Consider the following 1,741-nt stretch of genomic DNA (forward strand, 5'->3'; position numbering starts at 1 on the left):
TTTTTTATAGAATCTATTAATATAGCTATCTCATCATTATTGTTATTTACAGTTTTCTCATCATTAATAATTGTTTCATCATCATAACCCAATACCCTATTGATATTATTAGAAAGTCTTCTTGTCATATCATTTCTATCAGATATTAAGTTTAATGTATATACAATTTTACTTACACTTTCAAAATAATCTCTAAAAGCCTCTTCTCTATTTTTATATTCCTTGTTATTGTTTTTTTTCATTAATTTTCCTTTTAATTATACAGCAAAAAAACTTATTCCAAATTACCAACTAAATCATATTCTGTATTATGCACTATTTTTACCTTTACTATATCGCCAATATTGATGTTATCAACATTATTTTTATCAAAGTAAACCTCAACAAATCCATCAACTTCAGGAGCATCATATTTGCTTCTGCCGATAAATTTATCTTCCTCTTTCTTCTCTATAAGTACATCAATACTTTTTCCTATAAACCTAGAAAGCCTCTCCTCAGATACTTCAAGAGCAATCCTCATAAGTTTATCTCTCAGCATCAGCATTCTATTTTTACTAATTTTCTTTTTATTAATAAGCAATGCATTAGTATTTTCTTCTTCAGAATATGTAAAAACTCCAACCCTATCAAGCTTCATCTTTTTTACGAATCTTGCCAATTTCTTAAAGCTCTCAGCAGTCTCCCCAGGAAAACCTACAATTAAAGAGGTTCTTATAACTGCATTTTCATCATAGCTTCTAATATAATTTATCATATCCTTATAAAAAGAATATCCCCTATTTCCTCTGTTCATATCTTTTAATATATCCTTATCTATATGCTGCAAAGGTATATCAAAATAAGGAACAACTTTTTCTGTTTTAAACATAGCATCTATTATACTTTTATTTAAAACAACAGGGTTTTGATAAAGAACTCTAATCCATTCTATGCCGTCAATAACAGAAAGCTCTTTTAATAAATCAGGAAGTGCTAATTTTTTATATATATCATAACCATAATACGTAGTTTCATGAGCTATTAAATTTATTTCCTTAGCACCATTTTTTGCATATTCTTTAGCTTCTTTAACTATATCTTCTATTTTTCTACTTCTATGTTTACCCCTTATTGAAGGTATAGCACAAAAACTGCAATTAGCATGACAGCCGTCGCTTATTCTTATATATACACTATAATTTGTAGAAGTGTTCACTCTATCAACATACTCTTTATAGGTAGTATTTTCTTCAGCATCATGAAAACCGTCTTTCTCTACAGCAGTTAAAATCTTCTCTAAATCATGTATGCCAATAGCAGAGTCAACTTCCTGAAACATCTCCATAAAATTTTCTTTATATCTTTCACTCATGCACCCAGATACTATAAGCCTCTTACATTTGCCGTATTTTTTATAAAGTGAATGGTCAAATATAGCATCTATTGACTCTTTCTTAGAATCCTCTATAAAAGCACAAGTATTAATAACTATAATATCTGCATCCTCTGCTTTATCAACTATCTTGTATCCATTTTTATTTAATATAGCAAGTATATGCTCGCCATCAACCGTATTCTTCTCGCATCCTAAACTATGTAAATATATGTTTTGCAAATTAAATTTCCTTCTTCTAATTATTATATAAAAATATACTCAAAATAATAAAAATGTCAATTATCATATTAATTAAAAAAGTAATAGTTTTTAATTTATGGGGGCTAGCCCCCATACCCCCACTTCTTTTGTTGTTACAAAGAA

1 protein-coding gene and 1 pseudogene are annotated in these 1,741 nt (G+C 28.2%); both read right to left on the reverse strand.

The features are described 5' to 3' along the window. Window positions 1-242 (reverse strand): annotated as a pseudogene (locus tag E6A48_RS11600) (ATP-dependent Clp protease ATP-binding subunit ClpX); the annotation flags it as partial. 32 nt (window positions 243-274) lie between these two features. Further along, a complete protein-coding gene (rimO, locus tag E6A48_RS11605) occupies window positions 275-1,597 on the reverse strand; it encodes a 30S ribosomal protein S12 methylthiotransferase RimO (protein WP_219710465.1) in 1,323 nt (440 codons plus the stop codon). Between the last annotated feature and the right edge of the window lie 144 nt (window positions 1,598-1,741).

Origin of the sequence: Brachyspira pilosicoli (assembly GCF_019402445.1) — a bacterium.
GTDB lineage: Bacteria > Spirochaetota > Brachyspiria > Brachyspirales > Brachyspiraceae > Brachyspira > Brachyspira pilosicoli_B.